Annotated in this window: 23 protein-coding genes and 4 pseudogenes; 18 read left to right on the forward strand and 9 right to left on the reverse strand. The window is 62.3% G+C overall.

Annotated elements, in window-relative coordinates; genetic code table 11:
• The first annotated feature begins 248 nt into the window (after positions 1-248).
• The 7 genes and pseudogenes from KQH55_RS09780 to KQH55_RS09810 all read left to right on the forward strand — a co-directional run.
• Entirely contained in the window at positions 249-812 is a 564-nt protein-coding gene (locus KQH55_RS09780) for an RNA polymerase sigma factor (RefSeq protein WP_076795860.1), read from the forward strand.
• Positions 809-1,231, forward strand: coding sequence for a DUF3619 family protein (locus KQH55_RS09785; protein WP_235090701.1), 423 nt, complete (start codon positions 809-811; stop codon positions 1,229-1,231). Before KQH55_RS09780 ends, KQH55_RS09785 begins: the two co-directional genes overlap by 4 nt.
• A 23-nt stretch (positions 1,232-1,254) precedes the next feature.
• Positions 1,255-2,067 (forward strand): DUF3106 domain-containing protein, encoded by an 813-nt coding sequence (locus KQH55_RS09790; protein ID WP_235090702.1) that lies wholly within the window; start codon positions 1,255-1,257, stop codon positions 2,065-2,067.
• Entirely contained in the window at positions 2,040-2,567 is a 528-nt protein-coding gene (locus KQH55_RS09795) for an RDD family protein (protein WP_083703698.1), read from the forward strand. The genes KQH55_RS09790 and KQH55_RS09795 overlap by 28 nt, the downstream gene beginning before the upstream one ends.
• A 542-nt stretch (positions 2,568-3,109) precedes the next feature.
• Complete coding sequence (locus tag KQH55_RS09800; protein ID WP_076795870.1) at positions 3,110-3,865, forward strand: TetR/AcrR family transcriptional regulator; 756 nt, start codon at positions 3,110-3,112, stop codon at positions 3,863-3,865.
• Positions 3,865-4,449 carry a TIGR00730 family Rossman fold protein gene (locus KQH55_RS09805; RefSeq protein WP_235090718.1) on the forward strand — a complete coding sequence of 195 codons (585 nt, stop codon included), beginning with the start codon at positions 3,865-3,867 and terminating at the stop codon, positions 4,447-4,449. The genes KQH55_RS09800 and KQH55_RS09805 overlap by 1 nt, the downstream gene beginning before the upstream one ends.
• A 4-nt stretch (positions 4,450-4,453) precedes the next feature.
• A pseudogene (locus KQH55_RS09810) lies at positions 4,454-4,672 on the forward strand (NAD(P)-dependent oxidoreductase); the annotation flags it as partial.
• On the opposite strand, the pseudogene KQH55_RS09815 reads toward KQH55_RS09810, so the two are convergent.
• The 5 genes and pseudogenes from KQH55_RS09815 to KQH55_RS09835 all read right to left on the reverse strand — a co-directional run.
• A pseudogene (locus tag KQH55_RS09815) lies at positions 4,660-4,806 on the reverse strand (ABC transporter permease); the annotation flags it as partial. The pseudogenes KQH55_RS09810 and KQH55_RS09815 sit on opposite strands and share 13 nt — an antisense overlap.
• Positions 4,770-5,405 (reverse strand): DUF4126 domain-containing protein, encoded by a 636-nt coding sequence (locus KQH55_RS09820; protein ID WP_235090703.1) that lies wholly within the window; start codon positions 5,403-5,405, stop codon positions 4,770-4,772. The pseudogene KQH55_RS09815 and the gene KQH55_RS09820, both read right to left, overlap by 37 nt.
• 123 nt (positions 5,406-5,528) lie before the next feature.
• On the reverse strand, positions 5,529-5,849 hold the full coding sequence (locus KQH55_RS09825) for a multidrug efflux SMR transporter (RefSeq protein WP_076786389.1): 321 nt from the start codon (positions 5,847-5,849) through the stop codon (positions 5,529-5,531).
• 152 nt (positions 5,850-6,001) lie between these two features.
• A complete protein-coding gene (kdpE, locus tag KQH55_RS09830; protein WP_235090704.1) occupies positions 6,002-6,700 on the reverse strand; it encodes a two-component system response regulator KdpE in 699 nt (232 codons plus the stop codon).
• Positions 6,697-9,501 carry a DUF4118 domain-containing protein gene (locus KQH55_RS09835; RefSeq protein WP_235090705.1) on the reverse strand — a complete coding sequence of 935 codons (2,805 nt, stop codon included), beginning with the start codon at positions 9,499-9,501 and terminating at the stop codon, positions 6,697-6,699. The genes kdpE and KQH55_RS09835 overlap by 4 nt, the downstream gene beginning before the upstream one ends.
• Before the next feature lie 340 nt (positions 9,502-9,841).
• On the opposite strand from KQH55_RS09835, the gene KQH55_RS09840 reads away from it, so the two are divergent.
• Positions 9,842-11,194: an F-box protein gene (locus tag KQH55_RS09840; RefSeq protein WP_235090706.1), complete on the forward strand. Its 1,353-nt coding sequence runs from the start codon at positions 9,842-9,844 to the stop codon at positions 11,192-11,194.
• Positions 11,195-11,252: 58 nt separating this feature from the next.
• On the opposite strand, the pseudogene KQH55_RS09845 reads toward KQH55_RS09840, so the two are convergent.
• The 3 genes and pseudogenes from KQH55_RS09845 to KQH55_RS09855 all read right to left on the reverse strand — a co-directional run.
• A pseudogene (locus tag KQH55_RS09845) lies at positions 11,253-11,651 on the reverse strand (alcohol dehydrogenase catalytic domain-containing protein); the annotation flags it as partial.
• A gap of 24 nt (positions 11,652-11,675) precedes the next feature.
• On the reverse strand, positions 11,676-12,065 hold the full coding sequence (locus KQH55_RS09850) for a methylglyoxal synthase (protein ID WP_076795884.1): 390 nt from the start codon (positions 12,063-12,065) through the stop codon (positions 11,676-11,678).
• A 51-nt stretch (positions 12,066-12,116) separates the two neighbouring features.
• Positions 12,117-12,344, reverse strand: a pseudogene (locus KQH55_RS09855) (SDR family oxidoreductase); the annotation flags it as partial.
• 124 nt (positions 12,345-12,468) lie between these two features.
• On the opposite strand from KQH55_RS09855, the gene upp reads away from it, so the two are divergent.
• The 9 genes from upp (at position 12,469) to rng (ending at position 20,433) form a co-directional block, all read left to right on the forward strand.
• The gene (gene upp, locus KQH55_RS09860) at positions 12,469-13,119 is read left to right on the forward strand and encodes a uracil phosphoribosyltransferase (RefSeq protein WP_076786379.1); all 651 of its coding nucleotides are present in this window, start codon (positions 12,469-12,471) and stop codon (positions 13,117-13,119) included.
• Between the two features lie 336 nt (positions 13,120-13,455).
• Complete coding sequence (locus KQH55_RS09865) at positions 13,456-14,181, forward strand: YebC/PmpR family DNA-binding transcriptional regulator (RefSeq protein WP_235090707.1); 726 nt, start codon at positions 13,456-13,458, stop codon at positions 14,179-14,181.
• Positions 14,182-14,225: 44 nt separating this feature from the next.
• Entirely contained in the window at positions 14,226-15,500 is a 1,275-nt protein-coding gene (gene purD / locus KQH55_RS09870) for a phosphoribosylamine--glycine ligase (protein WP_235090708.1), read from the forward strand.
• 6 nt (positions 15,501-15,506) lie between these two features.
• Positions 15,507-16,499 carry an oxygen-dependent coproporphyrinogen oxidase gene (gene hemF / locus KQH55_RS09875; protein WP_235090709.1) on the forward strand — a complete coding sequence of 331 codons (993 nt, stop codon included), beginning with the start codon at positions 15,507-15,509 and terminating at the stop codon, positions 16,497-16,499.
• Between the two features lie 44 nt (positions 16,500-16,543).
• The gene (locus KQH55_RS09880) at positions 16,544-17,263 is read left to right on the forward strand and encodes a nicotinate-nucleotide adenylyltransferase (protein WP_076797248.1); all 720 of its coding nucleotides are present in this window, start codon (positions 16,544-16,546) and stop codon (positions 17,261-17,263) included.
• A 2-nt stretch (positions 17,264-17,265) separates the two neighbouring features.
• Entirely contained in the window at positions 17,266-17,661 is a 396-nt protein-coding gene (rsfS, locus tag KQH55_RS09885; protein ID WP_076795886.1) for a ribosome silencing factor, read from the forward strand.
• Positions 17,662-17,698: 37 nt separating this feature from the next.
• Positions 17,699-18,169 carry a 23S rRNA (pseudouridine(1915)-N(3))-methyltransferase RlmH gene (rlmH, locus tag KQH55_RS09890; protein ID WP_235090710.1) on the forward strand — a complete coding sequence of 157 codons (471 nt, stop codon included), beginning with the start codon at positions 17,699-17,701 and terminating at the stop codon, positions 18,167-18,169.
• 77 nt (positions 18,170-18,246) lie between these two features.
• The gene (locus KQH55_RS09895) at positions 18,247-18,960 is read left to right on the forward strand and encodes a nucleoside triphosphate pyrophosphatase (RefSeq protein WP_235090711.1); all 714 of its coding nucleotides are present in this window, start codon (positions 18,247-18,249) and stop codon (positions 18,958-18,960) included.
• 3 nt (positions 18,961-18,963) lie between these two features.
• A complete protein-coding gene (gene rng / locus KQH55_RS09900) occupies positions 18,964-20,433 on the forward strand; it encodes a ribonuclease G (protein ID WP_076786367.1) in 1,470 nt (489 codons plus the stop codon).
• A 62-nt stretch (positions 20,434-20,495) separates the two neighbouring features.
• Here rng and KQH55_RS16930 read toward each other — a convergent pair whose 3' ends face one another.
• Complete coding sequence (locus KQH55_RS16930; RefSeq protein WP_373566381.1) at positions 20,496-20,633, reverse strand: transposase; 138 nt, start codon at positions 20,631-20,633, stop codon at positions 20,496-20,498.
• Positions 20,634-21,090: 457 nt separating this feature from the next.
• On the opposite strand from KQH55_RS16930, the gene mdtD reads away from it, so the two are divergent.
• Positions 21,091-22,506 carry a multidrug transporter subunit MdtD gene (gene mdtD, locus KQH55_RS09905; protein ID WP_235090712.1) on the forward strand — a complete coding sequence of 472 codons (1,416 nt, stop codon included), beginning with the start codon at positions 21,091-21,093 and terminating at the stop codon, positions 22,504-22,506.
• Positions 22,507-22,981: the final 475 nt, after the last annotated feature.

A 22,981-nucleotide genomic window follows, 5' to 3' on the forward strand; every position in this document is an offset into this window, starting at 1 on the left:
AGAGAGAGTACGAGCTTTGTGAGCGTCGCCTCAATGAGACAATCACAGCGTCTTGCGAATCTATTACCATATCGAGTCGCGCAACAAGGGTCAAGCAAAAAATGCTGGCTTCCCACAGGGCCTTTTTTTTTGCTAGCATCCGCGGGTTTTCACGTTTTTGTTGGGTTGGCGCGCCCCGATGGCGCGGGCTAGCCGGCAATTCACTTTCCGCGCGTCACGCGTCACCTGTCGCGCCGAATTCCACAAGGATGGCATCAGACAAGGAACTCGCCGATTTCCTGGCGGGCGTCGAAAGGCGCGCATTTAAGCATGTCGCGTATGCGGTGCGCGATGACGACGCCGCGCTGGACGTCGTCCAGGACGCGATGATCAAGCTCGCCGAGAAATACGGCGAGCGGCCTGCGGCCGAGCTACCGCTGCTGTTCCAGCGCATTTTGCAGAACGCGACCCACGATTTCTTTCGCCGCCAGAAGGTGCGCAACACGTGGGTCAGCCTGTTTTCGGCGCTGGGCAACGGCGATGACGACGAGTTCGACGTGCTGGAAACCTACGAATCCTCGGACAATTCGACCGCGGTCGAGAACAGCGCCGACCGGCTCGAGCGGGAGCAAGTGCTCGCGCTGATCGACGAGGAGATCCAAAAACTGCCCGCGCGTCAACGTGAAGCGTTTCTGATGCGTTATTGGGAAGATATGGATGTCGCCGAAACCGCTGCCGCGATGGGCTGCTCGCAGGGCAGCGTCAAGACCCATTGCTCGCGGGCCACGCATGCGCTGGCTGTCGCGCTGAAGGCGAAAGGAATCACACTATGAGCGGTACACTTGAGACAAAAGAAATCGAATTTGCACTGAAAGTACGCCGAGCGCTCGACGAGGGCGCAGCGCGCCTGCCACGCGCGACGACTGACCGGCTGGCGGCCGCGCGACAGGCCGCGCTTGCGAGAAAGAAACCCGATACTCGCACGCGGCCGGTTTACCTGCCGGCGCTGGCCGGCGCCGGCAACGTGCCAACGGGCACCAGCGGCGCACGCAAGCGCGCCCGCTGGAGCCGCCTAGCCCTAGTCTGGCCGCTACTGGCGCTGGTGTGCGGTCTCGCCGCGATCCGCGACTGGGAAAACCAGCAGCGCCTAGCCGACATCGCCGCGATCGACGCAGCCATGCTCAGCGACGAGCTGCCGCTGTCCGCCTACTTGGACCACGGCTTTCACGCCTACCTGTCGCACGGGCACTGATACGCTAACTAGGAGCAATGTCGGTGAGTAACAAGCGCGGTTTGGCTATGGTCTATGCGGGTGTGATGGCTGCATTTGTCGCGTTCATGGCAACCTATCCGCGCTTTCACCCAGCATCGTCGTCTCGCGCGTTGCCGTCTGACGCCGCGCCAGCGCCGGTCGGCAGCGGGGTAGCAGCAGTGGCGAGCCACGCCGCCGTTGCCGACATGGCAGCCGATGCGGCCAACCCACTGTCCTGGGCCCGCCTTACCGCGGCGCAGCGCGACGCGCTAGCGCCGCTGGCCCCCCAATGGGATCATTTCAGCGCCGAGCGCAAGCGGAAATGGCTGAAAATTGCAGCCAGATATCCAAAAATGCGCACAGAAGAGCAACAGCGACTGCATCAACGAATGGCCGAATGGATCCGCATGACGCCACAGCAGCGGCGCGTCGCGCGTGAGAACTACCAGTTGTCCAAGGAACTCTCCGTACAGGCACGCGAAAAGGCGTGGAGCGCCTATCAGCAATTGCCCGACGAATTAAAGCGCAAGCTGGCGGCCACCGAGAAAGCACGACGCCCGACCGTAGTCAGCGCGCCGCCAAGCGGTAAGCCTGAAATCAAGGACCTAGGCAAGCTCGAGCGCTCACGCGAGCGCGCCGATGCCGCCGCGGCTGCACCACGCGCCGGCACCTCGGCCAGTACGGCGCCAGTTGGCCCGGGCACGCCGCCCGACACCCACCCGGCACCGTCGGCGTCGGCCGCTGCGTTGACATCTTCCCCGGCCGCCGGCTCACAAACCGAGCCGGAAAAGCCGGCGCAGTCGGTGCCGTGGTTCTTCAACGATCACGCGCAGTGAATCTGCCGCGTGAACACGTGCCTCGTGGCCGCGCCCCATCCCTGTGGCGCCGCCTGCTGTGCGCGCTCTACGAAGGCATCATTTTGTTCGGCGTCGTCTTTATTGCCGGCTACCTATTCAGCGCGCTGACCCAGCAACGCGATGGATTAACGCATCACAATCTGTTGGCTGGCTGGATCACTCTCGTCGTCGGCGCGTATTTCGTCTGGTTTTGGACCCATGGCGGCCAAACATTGCCGATGAAAACTTGGCGACTGCGGCTCGTTGACCACGCGCTCGCACCGGTCGGGTTGGGGCGCGCAATGCTGCGCTACGTGCTTGCCTGGCTATGGTTCCTGCCGCCGCTGGCGCTCCATTCGGTGCTCGGAGGGTCGGTGCCGCACACGCTGCTCGCGCTGTCCGCGTGGATAACGCTATGGGCCAGTACGCAATGGCTGGATCCGGATCGGCAATGGTTGCATGACCGGCTGGCCGGTACCCGCATTGTTGCTGCCCCGTAATAAGAACGTCTTGTAACTGTCGCGCCAGTTTCACGCCGGCCGGTTTCACGCCGGCATCGTGCAATGCGGGCCATTACACTGCGCGAGCGTGGACCAAAGTGTCCAACCTACCCCCGTAGCCCCTGAAGCACACCGGCGCAAAGAGCAAGCCGGCGCAGACGGCGGTCCCCTGCGTGACCTCCAGCCGGCCGGCACGCCGACGGCCTCTTCGCGCCCCCGTCCGCGTCGAACGCGCCGCCTGTTGCCAGCGTCGATGACGACTCCGGCATGCATCGATACCGCTCTCTGGTGCGCGATATTAAACGCTCCCAGCCCGGCGCGCCGCTGCCGGACGCCACCGAAGCGGACCGATCATGGAACGCCGAGCCGCCGCTCGCACCTCTGCATGCTTCCACTGAATCTATTACATAGGTCTGCTAAGCCGATCAGTCTGTCCGATACAACAAAGCCTGCGCCTCAGTGCGAAAACGGCAGTTTATAATCCGGCGATCTCGCCCGTGCGAGCCCACCAGCCGGAGTTTCCGGCGCACAGAGCCGACGCCATGGAATCGAAACCGCCCCGTCGCACCCGCGACCGAATCCTCGAACTGTCGTTGCGACTCTTCAATGAGATCGGCGAGCCGAACGTCACAACGACGACGATCGCCGAGGAAATGGAAATCAGCCCAGGAAACCTGTACTACCATTTCCGCAACAAGGACGACATCATCAACAGCATCTTCGCTCAGTTCGAGCAAGAGATCGGCAAGCGATTGCGCTTTCCCGATGACCATCGTCCAACAATCGACGAGATGTGGGCCTATCTGGCCTACATGGCAGATTTTCTGTGGACGTACCGGTTCCTCTATCGGGACCTGAACGATTTGCTGGCGCGCAACCGCACACTGGAGACGCACTTCAAGCAGATCATCACGCATAAAGTCAATTTCGCGCGCCAGTTGTGCGAGCAATTGATTGCCGACGGCGAGATGGAAGCGACGCCCCAGGAGGTCGGCGTGATCTCGACCAACATCGGCGTGATCTCGACCTATTGGCTGTCGTACCAGTTCGTGATGAACCCACGCAAGTACAACGAGCAGGAAGCGATCCGGGCCGAATTGCATCAGGCGAGCCTACACATCGTATCGCTGATGGCCCCTTATCTGCGCGGACGTTCGCGCCAATTGTTCGACGATCTGGTTTCCGGCCGGTTGCCGATGCGCGAATTCGCCGACTACCTGCCGCCGCGCGACGGCAGGGGCGAGACACGGTCCGAGTCAGGCAAGGCCGAGACGCAACGCCCGAAGGGGGCGCGATGATTAATTCGGTGTGCGTATATTGTGGCTCCGCTGTCGGCCGTCGGGACGAATACCGGCAGGGGGCGCAGGCGTTTGGTCGCGCGCTCGCGCACGCGGGTCTCACACTGGTCTATGGCGGAGGCCACGTCGGCTTGATGGGCGAGATCGCGGATGCCGTGCTGCAAGCGCAAGGCCATGCGATCGGCGTGATCCCGCAGCTATTGATCGACAAGGAAGTCGGTCATCGCGGCTTGACCGAGTTACACGTCGTCGCAAACATGCACGAGCGCAAGAAAATGATGGCTGACCTGAGCGACGCGTTCGTCGCGCTGCCTGGCGGCGCCGGCACGTTCGAAGAGTTGTTCGAAGTCTACACGTGGGCGCAACTCGGCTATCACCAAAAGCCGGTCGGTCTGCTCAACATCGCCGGCTATTACGATCCGCTGCTGGCAATGCTGCGCCACACCGCCAATGAGGGCTTCATGCGGCACGACTACGTCGGACTGCTCCAAGTGGAGTCGGACGTCGACGCGTTGCTTGACGGGCTGCAACGCTACGTGCCGCCGATCGGCGACAAGTGGTCGGAGAAGCGCGAAGCGGTCTAGTCGCATCGTGGCGCCGTCGTTGCCGCTGGCCGATATGGATGTCGAGCGGCGGCGGCGGATGTTCAAAACCAACGCGCTCGGCACTGATCTCTGCGCGCGAAGCGGCTCACCGCATGAGGACGGATCGCGGCAAGCGCGGCGGCGCGATCATCGACTTGTCTCCGGCTGCCGGTTAGGATCGCCAAACGAGTATGTCGACTATGCCGGTTCCAAAGAAGGGATCGTCGCGGTATCGGCCGTGGCGAGGCCAAGCGAGCGAGCATGCGACGCGAATAGCGGCTCAACGGGATGATCTGCCCGCACGACGAAATCGGCGCCGATCATTTGCCGCGCGGCACGCGCGCCGCCAACGGCGAGAGCTGACGGCGCACCGGCACCATGTCCGTCGCCATGCCGCGAAAACCGAGCTGCACGCCGTGCCACAACGGCGGCAACGCATACGCGGCAAGCGCCAGGAACACCAGCATGCCCAGCAGGAACAGCCCCGGCATGAACAACGCGAGCAACAACCCAAGGACGGCGATCGTGTCCTCCACAAACGACACGACCCAGGTCGACGGCGGCTGCTGCGCGAGATTAATTAACGCGCGGGCGCCAGCCTTGACCAGGTGCGCAGTGCCGGCCAACGCCGCGCCGGCCAACGCCGCCGCCGCCAAAACGCGCGGATCGGCATGGCCGGCCGCGCCATAGGCGAGCATCGCGCCGGCCGGGATGCGAATCAGCGTGTGCAGCGCGTCCCACAGCGAGTCGACGGCGGGCACCTTGTCGGCCAGGAATTCGGCAATCGCCAACAGCGCTGCGGCACCGATGATCCACGGCGAACCCAGCAGCGACAACGCATCGGGAAGACGCACGACGTCGAACGACGCGAGCAGGCCGGTCAACAGAACCGTCAGGTACAAGCGCAGCCCGCTTGCCCACGCAAGCCCGGTTGCCAGAGAAAGGGCGTAGAGCATTAACGCCTCCTTGCGCGCCCCCGCGCGCACCGGCAAGGGCCAGTGCAGCGCGCGCCGCAAGCGTCAGTGTTGGATAAACCCGAAACCATTATAGCGACAGTCGCCGCGCGAGCGCCGTCTCGCTCAATGGCCGGACGTGAGCTTCAAGCCGATCAGCCCGGCCAGGATCAGGACTGCACTGCCCGCCCGGGCCGGCGTCAGCGCCTCGCCCATCATCACGATGCCGAACACGAATGCGCCCAGCGCGCCGATGCCGGTCCACACTGCATACGCGGTGCCCAGCGGTAACTGTTTCATCGCCAGTGCCAACAAACCGAAGCTGATCAGCGCCGTCACCAGTGTGAAGATCGACCAGCCAGGCCGGGAAAAGCCTTCCGAGCTTTTCAGGCCGGCAGCCCATGCCACTTCAAGCAGGCCCGCCATCACCAGAAAGATCCATGCCATCGGCTACAACCTTGACGAAATGGGGTCGTCCCCGATACGAACCGTAGCGCGCGGGCCGTCCCGCACAACGGGTTGCATCGATTCTATCAAAGTGCCGGGTGCGCTGCCGAGCGTGGCCGTGCCGCGACCCAGCGCCACACCCGGTGAAGCTGCTACTGCACGCCGGCGAGCCGGTATCCGACACCCGTCTCGGTCACGATATGCTCGGGCTGCGCAGGATCGCGCTCCAGCTTCTGTCGTAAATGCCCCATGTAGATGCGCAAGTAATGATGGCTCTCCACATGGGAAGGCCCCCAGACGTCGCGCAGCAATTGGCGGTGCGTCAACACGCGGCCGGCATGACGCACCAGCGTGACCAGGAGCCGGTATTCGATCGGCGTCAGATGCACCACCTCGCCATCCCGGGTCACGCGGCGTGCGGTCAGGTCCACGACGATGCCGCCGAACTGTACTTGCGGCGTGTCGTCTTGGCCCCCGCGATTGCGCCGGCGCAACTGCGCGCGGATCCGCGCCAGCAGCTCCGACACGCCGAACGGCTTGGTCAGGTAGTCGTCCGCCCCCGCATCCAGCGCGGCCACTTTCTGCTCCTCCTGACTACGAGCGGATAACACGATGATCGGCAGATCGGTCCATCCGCGCAATTCGCGGATCACGTCCAGGCCGTCGATATCGGGCAGGCCCAGGTCCACGATCACCAGATCCGCCCGGCGCGTGGCAGCCTCGACCAGCCCCTGCCGACCCGTGTCCGCGTCGAATACCGCCATGCCCTGCGCTTGCAGCGAGGTGCCCACGAAACGGCGGATTTGCTTTTCGTCCTCGATCAGGACAATCGTCACGTTCGGTTCGCTCATGATTTCGGTGTGATCTCGTCAACCGCATGCCCGCTGCGCGCTGCGTCGGCATCCTGTTCCAGCGCTTCGCTGCCGCCCGGAGGTACCTCATCGGCCGGCAACATGAACCAGAAGCGCGCCCCCAGCACGCGGCCTTGCGCATCAACGCGGTTTTCCGCGCCTATTCGACCGCCGTGAGCGTCGACGATGGCCCGGCAGATCGCCAACCCGAGGCCGATGCCGGGCTTGGCCGATTCCTTTTCGCCACGCGTAAACTTGTCGAACACGCGCGCTTCCATGCCCGGCGGCAGACCGGGGCCGCTGTCCTCGACCGCCACTTTGACATAGCGGCGCGCGCCGTCCTCGACCACACCCGCATCAATCAATAATGGCGCGCCGGCCGGCGTGTACTTCGCGGCATTCTCGAACAGGTTGGCGAACAAATGCTCTATCAGCACCGGATCGAGCCGCAGCAGCGGCAGCTCGGCCGGCACGCGCGCGTGCACCGGATGGGCGGCCAAGCTCCGGCGGCATGCGGCGAGTGCGGCGCCCACCATTTCCTCGAGCATCAACCACTGGCGGTTGAGCCGGACCGCGCCGGCCTGCAACCGGGCCATATCCAACAAGTTGGTCACCAAACGCGTCATGCGCAGCGCTTCCTCGTGGATTGCCTCGATCAGGTCGCGCTCGGCCTGCGGCCGAGGCGGCGCACCACCGCCCTGCTGCTCGGCGAGCATCGACGCAAAGCCGACGATGGCCGTCAGCGGCGTGCGCAGGTCGTGCGAAATGGCCGACAACAGCGAGTTGCGCAACCGCTCGGACTCCATGCTGACCAGCGCGTCCTGCGCGATCTCGACGTAGTGCACGCGCTCCAGCGCTAGGGCGATCTGCGCGGCGAATGTATCGATCATACGACGCTGCTCGGGCACCGCCAGGTCCTCAAAGCGCGCCGCCACCAGTGCCAACACGCCGCGCGTGCGCATCGGCGCCTTTAGCGGCAGATAGAGTGCGTCGGCGGCCGGCAACGTGTCGGTACCGTGTCCAGCTGGCTTTTGCTGGTCGTAAACCCATTGCGCGATATCAGTATCGAGTGCCGATGGCTGCAGCATAATCGCCGGATCCGGCTCCTCGACCTTCTGCCTGACTTTGTCGTTGCTGTCCGGCAATAAGATTGACACGTGCGCCTGAAACACTTCCGCGACATGCCGCATGCCGATTTCGATGATCTGGCCGGTGGCAAGCGCCGCACCCAACTCTCGCGTCATCGCGTACATCGCGCTGGTGCGCCGCTCGCGCAGCGTCGCGATACGCGCCTGCCGGCGCAGACTCGACGTCAAATGGCTGATCGTCAGCGACGTGAGCAGCATCACGGCGAACGTCAACAGGTATTGCGTGTCGGACACCGACAGCGATATACGCGGTGGCACGAAGAAAAAGTCGAACGACACGACGCTGAGAAACGACATCAGCACACCCGGACCGCGCCCCAGCCTTGCGGCGGCAAAGATCACACCGAGCAGGTACAGCATCGCTAGATTCGCCAGATCGATCCGGCGCAGCAGTTCGGTCGCCACCACCGTGATGCCGGCACTGATCGCCGCCGCATACGCGTAGTGACGCAACGTCGAGCGGCGCTCGTCACCCAGCGACGACGCGAAGCTGCGCACGTCGCCGCGTGCACCACGCCGCTCATGCGCGCGGCCAGCGCCCACCAGCGTCACGTCGATGTCGGACGCTGATTGCAGCAACCGCTCACCGACTGACGGAGCAAGCCAGCGTCGCGTGCGCGGCATGCCGGCGACGAGCCTAGACACGTTGCGCATCCTCGCATAAGCCAGCAGCGTGCGGGCCGCGTCGGACCCATCCAGTGTCACCGTTTCGGCGCCGAGTTCGGCGGCCAATTTCAACGCATCGAGTGTGCGCTTTCGGACGGTGTCCGGCAGCCGTTGCAGCTTCGGCGTCTCGACATAGACCGCCAGCCAATCCGCCTTTAAGGTCGCCGCGAGCCGCGCAGCCGCGCGCACCAGCGTCGCGCTCTCTGAGCCCGGGCCGATACACACGATAATCCGCTCGCGCGCGTGCCAGACACGCTCAATCGACTGATCCGCGCGATACTCGCGCATCTGCGCATCCACCCGATCCGCGGTGCGTCGCAACGCCAGTTCCCGCAACGCAATCAGGTTGCCCTTACGAAAGAAATGGCGTACCGCGTGCTCTGCCTGCTGTGGCAGATAGACCTTGCCATCGCGCAGGCGCGCGAGCAGTTCGTCCGCGGGCAGATCCACCAGCGTGACCTCGTCCGCCAGATCGAATATTCGGTCCGGAATCGTTTCCCATACACGAATGCCAGTGATCTGGCCAACCACATCGTTCAGGCTTTCGAGATGCTGGACGTTAAGCGTCGTGTAGACGTCGATCCCAGCATCCAGCAGTTCCTGCACATCCTGCCAACGCTTCAGGTGGCGTGCGCCGGGCACGTTCGAATGCGCAAGCTCATCGACCAGGATCAACTGCGGCCTGCGTGCCAGCGCCGCGTTCAGGTCGAATTCCGGCAACACCTTGCCGCGATACGGATAACGGGCAGCAGGAATCGACGGCATTCCATCGAGCAGCGCCACGGTTTCCCTGCGTCCGTGGGTTTCCGCCACGCCGACCACGACGTCGACGCCTTCGTCGCGGCATCGCCGTGCCGCCTGCAGCATCGCGAACGTCTTGCCCACGCCCGCCGATGCACCGAAAAAAATTTTCAGCTTGCCGCGCTGTTTTTTTTCCTCCTCGCGTTGCAGCTTATTGAGCAATTCGTCAGGGTCGGGGCGTTCCATTCGCGTATTGAAAGTCCAAAGCAGGCCGCGCCTGCGCGCGGGCTCCAGTATGCCCGAGCCCGAGAACCGGAGACGATCTTTCACGCGAAGCCAGCCCGGCACAAGCGTGGTTGCATAACGCACGCGTGCCCAAAAACGCATCAAAGGTGAAGCAGGCGGCGCAAAATCATGTCAGTGTACGCTCACATATGATTGATATGCCCATCTCATCCGCCAAGTCCTGTCTGCTTATCAACGGCCACAGACACACACGGCGGCCGTTGCGGTTGAATCAAGGCTCACCGTTTATAGACGGCCCCCCCGCGAGCCCATCGCGACTGCCCGGTACTAGGAGAGATAAATGGACACCGATGCAAACGTTTCGGTTGCAGCCCTTGAAGCCGCTTTATCCGTGACACGAGAGGAACGACAGCATCAACCGATGCACGAACCCGGGCCGGCGTCACTGATTCATGCACGCTTGCAGCCCCGCGCGGGTGTAGCAGGTACGCGAGCCGCCACCTATTGCGACTTGCCCGACGAGTTGATCATCCAAATCGGCCGGTATCTGGACACCCGCGACCTTTGCCACCTGTCGATGGTCGAGCGGCGCACCCATGCCGTATTGCGCGAGCAGGCCCTATCCAAGCGCCATGCCGACCAAGCCAAAACCGTAGTCAGCGCCGCTGACGTACAAGCGCTAGTGGCACAGCTCGAGCATGATATCGTCGAGCGACCTGGGCTGCGCGTCACCCCAATTTTGACACTGTTGGCGCAACTGCTGCGCCAAAGGTTTCCCAAGCGCGAGCAAGCAGCAGCCTTCGAATCGGTATTCACCGCTGCCGCGGGACTGCCTACCGCAAGTTATGCGGTCGTCAGTAGGGCCGTGGTTACCACGTTGAAATACCTCGATCCAAGCGTTCGCGCCAACGCGTACGAATTCTGTCACGCGCATGTGTGGCAGCGCCATCCGAGACCGTCGCACTATGGGTCCGCCCTCGCATCACAATTGCACGTACTGCCGCGCGAACGGTTCATCCAGCGATACGATGAACTCGTTGCATGGATCCCGCAGCTTGACACGGCCGAGCGGACGACGCTGATCAGTGCGCTCGCGGTCCAGTTGCCGGCATTCGTGTACGGATTCAATGTACGCGATGCAGCGACGCTACATCGAGCCACGCAATGGTACCGCACGTTGCGGCAAGCGCTGTTGGACCTTCCACCGTCCGACCAGGGCAAGGCGGTGGCGGCACTGTGTGTCGCCCTGCCTGCGTTGGGCCGTCAGACAAGTATCACGGAATATGGGCAGATTCGACAGATCGCGATGTCGCTACCGCAACCGGCGATGGCCGAAGCGTGGCTTGGGCTGCTCCGGGCATTGCCGATGTTTCCGGCGGAACTGCAGCCGGCACAGTTGTACTCCCTGTACGCGATGATCGAGCGCTGGCCGTCGCAGTACTCTGCTTTCGCCGCGCAGACGCTGCTGGAAAGCGTCCCGGCGTTGCACGTCGACACGCGAGCGGCGGCCTGGCACAAGGCAATCATGCTGCTACCGCTCAACACGAGCGAGCGAGAGGAGGATGTCATCCAGCATGCGCTCGACCAGATCGCGTTCCTGCGCGCCGATGAACGCAGTGCGGCACACGCCGCGATCGCACGCCTCATCGACGCCGGTGACAATGCCGATATGGCGCTAGGGCAGCAAGATTGATGAGCCGGTCGTGCGCCGGCCCTCCAGATCCCGATGTGCATCAGCCGCGTCGCACAACGCGCCGAAGCAGGTACTGCGCCGTCATGCCTTGCAGCATCATGGCGGCCCCTTGCTCGTACGAGATCGACTGCGGCAGCTTGACCACGCTGGAGGCGGCGATCACACGCTCCTGCGCATAGGCGCCAGGCGGGCGCGTCGCATAGGCGATACGTTCACCCGGCGCGAAATCGGTGACGCCGGGGCCGACGTCGACCACTTCACCAGCGGCCTCCATGCCCAGGCCCGCGGGCAGCGGCTGCGGGTACAGGCCGGTGCGAAAATATACATCGATGAAGTTCAGGCCGACCGCGTGGTGGCGCACGCGGATCTCGCCCACGCCGGGTGCCGGCACGTCGACGTCAACCCACTGCAGCACCTGCGGTCCGCCGGTGCGCTCAAAACGAATGGCTTTGGTCATCGTGGCTCCTGGTGGCAAATCGATTCAGGCCGGCGCATCCAGCCGCTGCGCGAGCCGCTCAAGGATCATCCGCGCCGTGGACATGTTTGTCGCGCACGGCACGTTGTGCACGTCGCATGCGCGCACGAGCGCGTTGATATCCGGCTCATGCGGCTGCGGCGTCATCGGGTCGCGCAGGAAAATCACTATGTCGATGCGACCTTCGGCCAGCTCCGCGCCGATCTGCAAGTCGCCCCCATGCGGGCCCGACAGCTTGCACTGCACCGGCAAGCCATGCCGGTGCGCGATGCGTGAGCCGGTCGTGCCCGTGGCCACAAGCTCGCAGCGACTGAGCACGTGCACATATTCGCCGCACAGCGTGACGATGTCGTCTTTCTTGTGATCGTGCGCGATCAACGCGATACGGGTGGTCATGGGCGCTGTCCTCCGGTGGATGCTTCGAACGGGATCGGCGATGCGTACGCGTTAGAACGTGCCAGGGTACGCGCCGCCGTCGATTAGCAGGTTCTGGCCCGTGATATACGACGCGTGCGCGCTGCACAGAAAGGCGCAGGCCGCGCCGAACTCCGCGCTGTCGCCGAAGCGGCCGGCCGGCATCGCCCTCTCCCGCTGGCTCCGGAACGCGGGCGGGTCGATGCCCTGCGCGGCGGCCGGCGCGTCAAGCGTATGCCAAGCGCTGATTGTATTGGAATCGGCTGTATCGCGTTGACACGCACCACCGCATTGACGATCACCTTGGGATTGGCACCAATATTTGGGTAAACTGAATTGGTATGACGCTTCGCCGTCGTCCGCGCCACGCCACCCTCCCGCCGCCATGAAACAAGACAGCCGATTCCCGAACCTCTTCATCCTCAATCACCCGCTGATCCAGCACAAGCTCTCGCACATGCGCGACCGGGATACCTCCACGCGCACCTTCCGCGAGTTGCTGCGGGAAATCACGCTGCTGATGGGCTATGAGATTACCCGCGATCTGCCGCTGACCACGCGCCGCATCGCCACGCCGCTGGTCGAAATTGACGCACCGGTGATCGCCGGGCGCAAGCTGGCGATCGTGCCGGTGCTGCGCGCCGGCGTGGGCATGTCCGATGGGCTGCTGGAGTTGATTCCGTCGGCACGCGTTGGCCATATCGGCGTATACCGAGCAGACGATCATCGTCCGGTCGAATACCTGGTGCGGCTGCCCGACCTGGAGGAGCGCACGTTCATCCTGTGCGACCCAATGGTGGCGACTGGCTATTCGGCGGTGTACGCGGTCGACGTGCTGAAGCGCCGTGGCGTGCGGGGCGCCAATATCCTGTTCCTCTCCCTCGTTGCGGCTCCTGAAGGAGTGCAGGTATTCACGCACGTGCACCCCGACGTGAAATTGTATGTCGCGGCGCTGGACTCACACTTGGACGAGCACGCGTACATCGTGCCGGGCCTAGGCGACGCGGGCGACCGGCTGTTCGGCACCAAGAATTAGGGACGGGCACCGCGCAGCCTAGGCCGGAGAGGGCCGGGGAGCGGGCGGGGAGCGGAGCCGGAGGGCAGGCGGGGAAGCAGATCATGGCATGGGGTCGGAAGCCACATTGCGGCCGCACGGCTTGTAGGCGTAGCCGGCATGCTAAAATTGCGCCTTTCCGTCGAACGCCCTTGCCGCGTCGCCCTTCGCGCGCGAACGCGACGCGCGCACGGCGGACAGCAGGGCGCGCGACGTACGCTGTCGTCCCGATGGCGCCGCGCGCCAGGGACTTCGCCACGACACATCGATATTGGAATGAATGATGCGCGCGTTGCGTGCGCGGTCGGAGAAACCATCATGGCTGGTCACTCGAAATGGGCCAACATCAAGCATAAGAAAGCCGCGGCAGATGCCAAGCGCGGCAAGGTCTGGACGCGGTTGATTAAGGAAATCACCGTGGCGGCGCGGCTGGGCGGCAGCGATGCCGGATCGAACCCGCGCCTGCGGCTGGCGATCGACAAGGCAACGGACGCCAACATGCCAAAGGACAATGTTAATCGCGCGATCCAGCGCGGCGTAGGTGGCGTCGAAGGCGCGAATTATGAGGAAATCCGCTACGAGGGGTACGGCATCGGCGGTGCAGCGATCATCGTCGATACGATGACCGACAACCGCACGCGCACCGTCGCCGAAGTGCGCCACGCGTTCTCCAAGCACGGCGGCAATCTGGGCACCGACGGCTCAGTCGCATTCCTGTTCGACCATGTCGGTCAGTTCCTGTTCGCGCCTGGCACGCCAGAGGACAAACTGATGGAAGCGGCGCTCGAGGCCGGCGCCGACGACGTGACGACCAATGACGACGGCAGCATCGAGGTAGTGTGCCCGCCGAACGATTTCGCACAGGTCAAAGCCGCGCTCGAGGCCGCAGGCTTCAAGGCAGAACTCGCCGAGGTCACGATGAAACCACAAACCGAGGTGGAGTTCACGGGCGACGATGCAGTCAAGATGCAAAAGCTGCTCGATGCGCTGGAAAACCTCGACGATGTGCAGGAGGTTTACACGAACGCGGTCATCGCCGACTAGTCACGGCTCGCGCAGAAGATTTTTTGGCTTTTTCGAGGATATCCATGAAGGTATTGGTCGTCGGCTCCGGCGGTCGCGAACACGCACTCGGGTGGAAGCTCGCCCAATCGCCGCGCGTCACCGCGGTCTACGTGGCGCCGGGCAATGGTGGCACGGCGCTGCAGGAGCGCCTGCACAACGTCGATATCACCGACCTGCACGCACTGGCCGACTTCGCCGAGCGCGAGCAGGTCGCATTCACCGTGGTCGGGCCCGAGGCACCACTCGCGGCAGGCATTGTCAACCTGTTCCGCTCGCGTGGCCTGAAAATCTTCGGGCCGACCCGCGAGGCGGCGCAGCTTGAAAGCTCGAAGGACTTCGCTAAGGCGTTCATGAAGCGCCACGGCATTCCGACCGCCGAATACGAGACGTTCTCCGACGCGGCGGCGGCGCACGCGTACGCCGAGGCAAAGGGCGCACCGATCGTGATCAAGGCGGATGGACTCGCGGCCGGTAAAGGCGTGGTGGTAGCGCAAACGCTGGATGAAGCGCACCGCGCGATCGAGATGATGCTCGCCGACAACAAACTCGGCGACGCGGGCGCGCGCGTGGTCATCGAAGAATACCTGCAAGGCGAAGAAGCCAGCTTCATCGTGATGGTCGACGGCAAGCACGTGCTCGCGCTGGCGTCGAGCCAGGACCACAAGCGGTTGCTCGACGGTGACCAAGGTCCGAACACCGGCGGCATGGGAGCCTACTCGCCGGCGCCGATCGTCACGCCGCAATTGCATGCGCGCGTGATGCGCGAGATCATCCTGCCAACCGTGCGCGGCATGGAGCACGAGGGCCTGCGCTATACTGGTTTCCTGTATGCTGGGTTAATGATCGACGCACAGGGTAACCCGAAGACACTCGAGTTCAATTGCCGGATGGGCGATCCGGAGACGCAGCCGATCATGGCGCGGCTCAAGGGCGACTTCGCCCGTGTCGTCGAGCATGCGCTCGCCGGCATGCTGGACACCGTCGAACTTGAATGGGACCGGCGCACGGCGCTGGGCGTCGTGCTCGCAGCGCACCAGTATCCTGACGTGACGCGCAAAGGGGACCGCATCGATGGCATTCCGGCGCAGACCGAAACGGCCGTCACATTCCACGCGGGCACCGCGCTAGTCGACGGCAAGCTGGTCACCTCGGGCGGACGCGTGCTGTGCGTGGTTGGGTTGGCCGACTCGGTGCGCGAGGCACAGTCGATCGCCTATGAGACAATCCATCATATTCAATTCGATGGCATGCAGTATCGCCGCGACATTGGTCACCGCGCCCTGAACCGCAAGCACTGATCCGCAATGAGCCGTCCGTTCGACCCAGCCACCCCGTCCTCCGTTCCGGCTTCGGCCAGCGCGCCAGCGCGCGGCACAGCCCCCGGGCTCGGCGATCTGGCACCGGTGCGCAACTATTTGCTCGCGCTGCAGCGCCATATCGCCGATACGTTGGGCCAACTCGACGGCAAGCCATTCGACACGCATACGTGGCGCCGTGAACCGAGTGACAAGCTCCAAGGAGACGGCTGCTCGCGCGTGATCGAGGACGGCGAATGCTTCGAGCGCGGCGTGGTCGGTTTCTCGCACGTAAGCGGCGCCGCATTGCCTCCGTCGGCCAGTGCCGCCCGCCCGCAACTGGCCGGGCGCAGCTTCGAGGCGATGGGGGTGTCGCTGGTGCTCCATCCGCGCAATCCCTATTGCCCGACCGTGCACATGAATGTGCGGCTGTTCGTCACGACCCACCCGGACGAAGCGCCGGTGTTCTGGTACGGTGGCGGCATGGACCTGACACCGTACTACGGGTTCGAGGAGGACGCGCGGCATTTCCATTTGACGTGCCGCGACGCGCTGGCTCCGTTCGGCGACGAGTGGTATCCGCGCTTCAAGCGGTGGTGCGACGAGTATTTCTACTTGAAGCACCGTGGAGAGCCACGCGGCATTGGCGGCATTTTTTACGATGACATAGCGGAGTTAGGCTTTGCGCGCGGCTTCGAGATGACGCGCAACGTCGGAGACGGCCTGCTCGCCGCCTATCTGCCGATCATCGAGCGGCGGCGCGTGATGCCTTATGGTGAGCGCGAACGGGATTTCCAGGCCTACCGGCGCGGCCGCTACGTCGAGTTCAATCTCGTCTTCGACCGCGGCACGCTGTTCGGCCTGCAAAGTGGCGGGCGGACCGAGTCCATTATGATGTCGATGCCCCCGGTAGCGAAATGGCGCTACGATTGGCATCCGGACGCCGGCTCGCCTGAGGCCCAGCTGTATCGCGATTTCCTGGTCGTGCGCGACTGGATCTGAAGCGCGGCGGCCGCCACCCGATCGCATTGCTTAAGGACGCAGACCTGAGTTCGCCGAACCCATCATCGCCGGACGCCATTGACACGCCCGCCGCGCCCCTTCTGCCTACACGGATCGGCATCCTGGGCGGCACGTTCGACCCGATCCACGTCGGCCACCTAGCGCTCGCGCGCCGGTTTGCCGAATGGCTTGGGTTGACCGAACTTGTGCTGCTGCCAGCGGGGCAACCGTGGCAAAAGAGCGACGTATCGTGCGCGCGGCATCGGCTCGCGATGACTCGCCTGGCGGCGGCGTCGCTGATGCTACCCGCCACGCGGGTGAGCGTCGCGACCGATGAAATCGATCATCCCGGCCCGACGTACACGACTGAGACGCTGGCCGCATGGCGCGCGCGCCACGGCGCGGCGGCGTCGTTGACGCTATTGATTGGGGCCGACCAACTGGTCCGCCTGCATACGTGGAAAAACTGGCGCCGATTATTCGAATTCGCCCATGTTGGTGTCGCGACGCGTCCCGGATTCGACCTATCGCAGGCGGATGCCACGGTGCTTGACGAAATCGAGCGCCGCAGCGCGTCGGCCGACACACTGCGTGCGACGACTCACGGCCATGTCCTGCTCGATACCACGCTGTCACTGGACGTCTCGGCCACGAACGTGCGGCGGTTGCTACGTGAACGGGCGTGTGGCCACCTTGAGGCAGTCGCCAGCGTGCCGGACGCGGTCTGGCAGTACATCCGTCAACATCATCTGTATCAGACATAAACATGGATATCCGCAAATTGCAACGCGTTATCATCGACGCACTCGAGGACGTCAAGGCGCAGGACATCCGCGTCTTTAACACCAGCCACCTGACCGAACTATTCGACCGCGTGGTCGTTGCAAGCGGCACCTCGAACCGGCAAACCAAGGCGTTGGCCAACAGTGTGCGCGAAAAGGTCAAAGCGAGCGGCGGTGACATCGTCAGCACCGAAGGCGAGGACACCGGCGAATGGGTGCTGGTCGACTGCGGCGACGCGGTCGTGCACATTATGCAGCCCGCGCTGCGTCAATACTATCGACTCGAGGAAATCTGGGGAGACAAGCCGGTGCGCATGAAGCTTGGCGGCCAGGCCGGCACGCAAGACAGCGGCCCAGTCGCGCCGGGCCTGGCGACGTGACATGTATGGCGGCGGCAGCCGCGCCCAAGCCATTGGCATGAAGCTCCATATTGTCGCAGTCGGACACCGAATGCCGGACTGGGTTGCGCGCGGCTTTGACGAATACGCGAAGCGCATGCCGCCCGAACTGCGCATTGAATTGCGCGAGATCAAGCCGGAACAACGGGCATCGGCACGCGCCGCAGCAAGCGCGATGGCGGCCGAGCGTACGCGCATCGAGGCGGCGCTGCCCAAGGGCGCGCGACTCATTGCGTTGGACGAACATGGCCTTGACTGGACCACGATGCAGCTGGCACAGCAACTGCCGCGTTGGCAGCAGGACGGCCGCGATGTGGCCTTCGTCATCGGCGGCGCGGACGGGTTGGATCCGGCTATCAAGGCACAGGCCGAGCTACTGCTGCGACTCTCCAGCCTGACGCTGCCCCACGCCATGGTCCGCGTGCTGCTGGCGGAGCAGCTTTACCGCGCGTGGAGCATCACGCAAAATCATCCTTATCATCGGACGTAGCGGTAACGTCTGACGTGTCCGCTTGCCAACCACCCGGGCCGCCGGCGAGCGGCACGGCCCTTCTCGTCCAGGTAACCATGTCCACTCCATCATCGCTCGATCCGGCGGCGTCCAGCCCGTTGACACACAAGGCATCCGGCGCAAACAGTGCCTGCCCTGTCACGCCGCGCCATTCGTTTATTTATCTTGCGTCGCAAAGCCCCCGTCGTCGGGCGCTGCTGGAGCAGATCGGCGTGCGCTTCGAATTGCTGCTCGCACAAGAGCACGAAGATGCCGAGGCACTGGAAGCCGAACGGCCGGGCGAATCTCCCCAGGACTACGTTGTACGCGTGACGCTGGCCAAGGCAACGGCCGCTGGTGCACGCCGGAACCGACTGCTGGCCCGACAACGCGATGCAACGCCGGCGCCGATTCTCGTGGCCGACACCACTGTGGCGCTCGATGACGAAATCCTCGGCAAGCCGAGCGACGTCGATCACGCGTTGCAGATGCTCAAGCGCTTAGCCGGCCGCGAACATCGGGTATTGACCGCCGTCGCACTGGTCGGCGCTGATGCCACTGTCACCAGCGCACTGTCCGTGTCACGCGTGTGGTTTGCCGCGGTAGGCGACGCATCGCTGGCGCGCTACGCGCGTAGCGGCGAGCCCTTCGGCAAGGCAGGCGCCTACGGTATCCAAGGCCGCGCGGCCGAGTTCGTCGAGCGGATCGACGGGTCCTATTCAGGTATCATGGGCTTGCCCCTTTTCGAGACTGCCGCGCTACTACGCGCGGCCCGTGTGGCGTTCCAATAAATCATGAACGAAGAAATCCTGATCAACGTCACCCCTCAGGAAACCCGCGTCGCGATCGTCCAGCAAGGCGCGGTACAGGAGCTTCATGTCGAGAGAACGTTGTCGCGCGGTCGCGTCGGCAATATCTATCTCGGCAAGGTCGTGCGCGTGCTGCCCGGCATGCAATCGGCATTCATCGACATCGGGCTCGAGCGCGCCGCGTTCTTGCACGTGGCCGACATCTGGCACCCCCGGCTCGCGTCGGATGCGGCGGTCAGTGCGCCGCAGCAACCGATCGAGAAAATCGTCTTCGAAGGGCAAACGTTGATGGTCCAGGTGGTCAAGGACCCGATCGGCACCAAAGGCGCACGCCTGTCCACGCAGATCAGCATTGCCGGGCGAACGCTTGTCTATTTGCCACAGGAGCCGCATATTGGCATCTCGCAGAAGATCGAAAGCGAGGCAGAACGCGAAGCGGTCCGTGCCCGGCTAACGTCGGTGCTGCCGGCCGACGAAAAAGGCGGTTATATTGTGCGCACGATCGCCGAGGATGCGTCCAGTGAGGCGCTGTCCAACGACGTTGCTTACCTGCGCAAGACATGGGCCACGATCCAAGCGCAGGCGACGCGGATGCCGCCGACGACACTGCTGTACCAGGACCTGAACCTAGCGCAGCGCGTATTGCGCGACTTCGTCAACGACGAGACGACACGGATCCAGGTCGATTCCCGCGAGACATCGCAGATGCTCGTCGAATTCGCCAATGAATTCACGCCGGCTGTCGCCGCTAAGCTGCATCACTATACCGGTGAGCGCCCGTTATTCGATCTGTACAACATCGAAACCGAGATCCTGCGCGCGTTGTCCCGCCGCGTCGACTTGAAGTCCGGTGGCTACCTGATGATCGACCAGACCGAAGCGATGACGACAATCGACGTCAACACGGGGGGCTACGTCGGCGCGCGTAACTTCGACGACACGATCTTCAAGACCAATCTCGAGGCCGCCCATACAATTGCTCGGCAATTGCGGCTGCGCAATCTCGGCGGCATCATTATCATCGACTTCATTGACATGGAGAATGGCGAGCATCGCGATGCGGTGCTTGGCGAGTTGAAAAAGGCACTCAGCCGAGACCGCACACGCGTCACCGTCAACGGCTTCTCGCAGCTCGGTCTGGTCGAGATGACCCGCAAGCGCACGCGCGAATCGCTTGCGCATCTGCTGTGCGAACCCTGCCCGGTATGCCAAGGCAAGGGACAAGTCAAGACGGCGCGCACGGTATGCTACGACATCCTTCGGGAAATCCTGCGCGAGTCCAGGCAGTTCAATCCCCGCGAGTTTCGCGTCGTTGCCGCGCAGCAGGTGATCGACCTGTTCCTCGAAGAAGAATCGCAGCATCTGGCGATGCTGTGCGACTTCATCGGCAAGCCCGTGTCGCTGCAGGTCGAATCCAATCTGAGCCAGGAACAGTACGACATCGTGTTGATGTAGGGTGACCCGTCAGCGCGAATGCGCCCTCTACTCCGGCGGGACGGTCTTGGCGTCGGAACCATTCAATTCATTGACCTGATCGCCCTTACCCAGTTGCCCAGCGTTCGCTCCGAGACGGCCAGTCTGCGGGCTATCACGCTTACGCTTTGCCCGCCCTCGAATCGCCGCGCGGCCGGCGCCAGGGATTCCTCCGCACACATCTGCCTAGGCAATCTGAAGATTGCTTTTTTCCTTTAGGGCGGCTTCATACGCGAACTGCTGCAAGCCAAGTTTCGGCAGCAGCGCATAATAACGACATAGCTCGCACGGCTGCAATGCAGTGCCATTCGTTATGGAAATAAGTCATCCTGCTTATCTCCCATTGATAAGGTATATTTTACTGTCGAAAGCAACCATTAATCAACATCCTCGCACGCCCTCCATTTGATGAGTTATGCATATTTTCCATAGCATTTATAGAGATCATCCGCGTGGCAAGAACATTACTATGTACCAAAAAAAGCAAATCATGTAGACTATTTGTTCACCCTGAGAGTACGCTTGATAAACAACCGGTCCTGCATACCTTCTCCTGCCATGCAGCATAAACCACAGGATAGAGACAATAGGGATAGAGCGGCCTCATGTTTTTAAAACCTTGCTGCACAATAAAACCGCATGCAAAGTGAAAAAGCATTGACTGTACTACTGTGGATTGTGGGAATCGGGTTCTTTATGCAGACCCTTGATTCTACTGTGCTGAATACTGCCCTTCCGGAGATAGCGAACAATCTTGGCAGACATCCATTGCATATGCAACCGGTCGTACTCGCTTACTCGTTGGCGATGGTTATGGTCATCCCAGCTTCCGGCTGGCTGGCGGATCGTCTAGGTACACGGTGTATATTTCTCATAGCTGTTGCCCTTTTTACAGTAGGCTCAATCGGTTGTGCCATCTCACGCACCTTGGACGAATTGGTGATGGCACGGGTCGTTCAAGGCTTGGGCGGCGGCATATTGCTGCCCGCTGGACGACTGGCCATTCTAAGAACGCATCCTCCAAGCCAGTACTTGCATGCATTGGGCTTTGTGGCGATACCCGGGCTTCTTGGTTCAGCTCTGGGACCAGCGTTCGGTGGCTGGATCGTATCACTTGCTTCCTGGCGATGGATTTTCTGGGTTAATGTGCCGATTGGCATGACGGTCCTCATAGCCGCTCAGATAGCCATCCCAAATAACAAGCTACCGGCACAGCGCTTTGACCTAAATGGCTATATGCTGTTTGCAGCATGCGTGCTGACGCTTTCATTAGCGCTCAATGGCTTGGCGAACCACCATCTGTCCTTTGCCGTCGTTTTGGTATTGCTGGGAATCAGCTCGGTGACATTGATTGCCTATGGTCGACATGCGGCGCATACGGATCATCCGCTTTTTTCTTTTAGCCTGTTCACGGTACGCACCTACCGCATAGGTCTGCTCGGCAACGGGCTGACACGTATGGGCGGGGATGCGCTACCTTATATGATTCCGTTGCTGTTACAACTAGGCCTTGGTTACGCCCCTTATGAGGCCGGCTTGATGATGCTGTCTATGGCCTTGGCTGCCATGGGAGCCAAGCGGTTTGTTAACCCGCTCATCAAAAACTATGGTTATCGTCGTATCCTGGTTGTTAATAGCTTGCTGATAGCCAGCATAATCGCGAGTTTTTCATTGGTTTCGCCAGAGCAACCGGTTTGGCTTCGTGTAGTCCAGTTGGCTGCTTTTGGTGGGTTTTATTCAATACAGGCGACCGCAATGAGTGCGGCCACACTTAAGGACTTAGTTGGCAGAGGCGCCAGCAGTGGAAATGGTCTATTTGCGACCGTTCAAATGCTCGCGATGAGCCTGGGTGTAACTGTCGCGAGTATTTTATTGGACCTTTTTCAGTCACTGTTCACCATGCAGGAAAGCGATAGCTTATTGCCCGTCTTTAAGGTTACTTTTATTTGCTTCGGGCTTATCACCGCAGGCTCAGCCTACATATTTTGGCGGCTTAGGCCCAATAGAACAGTCAATGCGGCGCCGTGTTGCTCAACGAATAAAAGGGCGTCTTAGACGGATACCAAACGCCCCAAACTTTTCTCCACCAGTCCTTCAGGAAAGGCATGGTCCAACGTCACGATGCGTCATTCTTCGAACGGCTCATCGCCCCGATGCTCCGGCACCTCTGCCCACTCCTCAGGCTGACGCAGAGCAAGCATACCGGCGACGCTCTAAAGAGCGAAGCTTGGATCATTGCTGAAGAGATCAAGAGGCAACACGGCCGGTTGGACAGGATAGACGCCCGCGCGAACCCGTCCAGCCGGGCGCGGACTGCATAGGAACAGCCAAGGGCACAAACATTAAAACAGCAGCATGAGACGTTGATCGCTATAACTATTTTACTGGTCGGCGGCCCCCATTGTAATTTTTATTTATAGAAGCTGGGTGGGGCAGTTTGGCAGCTCGTCGGACTCGTAATCTAAAGATCGTAGTTTTAAATCCTACTTCGGCGACCAAGAGCCGCAAAAAGCCCAGTTCCGCACCGAAT

The organism is Mycetohabitans sp. B3 (genome assembly GCF_021498065.1).
Classification (GTDB): Bacteria; Pseudomonadota; Gammaproteobacteria; order Burkholderiales; family Burkholderiaceae; genus Mycetohabitans.